The following is a 428-nucleotide window of genomic DNA, read 5'->3' as shown; positions in this document are numbered from 1 at the left end:
AACTTTAACCTTGGACCACCCTGTGGGGGCCGATCATGCCGTTCTCGTCGTCCAACTGCTCGAGCCAGCGGATCTCCGGCATACCCATGCCGACGAACTGCTTCTTCCAGCGGTAAAACGTCGGCTCGGACACGCCCGGGGAAAACGGAACCGAAGAAGGGCTGCCGACGATCGGCGGTTCGGGCTCGCGATGTGCCAGGGGAAGATTCTGTCGCGGGTTCGTCACGGGGCGCGCTCACTATGTCGTGAGCGCATGCGACTGGACGATCTGACGAGCGATGAGGGACTATCGATTCTGTGTGGCGCGTCGCCGAGCTTGTGGGACGCTGGATAAGCACCTTCACGAAGCAGGCATCACCGCGGAAGATCGGCCCAGCCACAGCGCCCTGGCCAATGACGTCTACGAGGTCGGTCGCAGGCGGCGCCAC

At 63.1% G+C, this 428-nt stretch carries 1 pseudogene; it reads right to left on the bottom strand.

Annotation, left to right across the window (positions count from 1 at the left end):
* Positions 1-31 precede the first annotated feature (31 nt).
* Positions 32-136 (bottom strand): annotated as a pseudogene (locus MKL09_RS32295) (transposase); the annotation flags it as partial.
* Positions 137-428 lie beyond the last annotated feature (292 nt).

Origin of the sequence: Methylobacterium sp. J-048 (genome assembly GCF_022829515.1) — a bacterium.
In the GTDB taxonomy this organism is placed as follows: Bacteria; Pseudomonadota; Alphaproteobacteria; order Rhizobiales; family Beijerinckiaceae; genus Methylobacterium.
The sequence above is the reverse complement of the archived record's forward strand: the minus strand, read 5'-3'. Positions and strand labels throughout refer to the sequence as shown.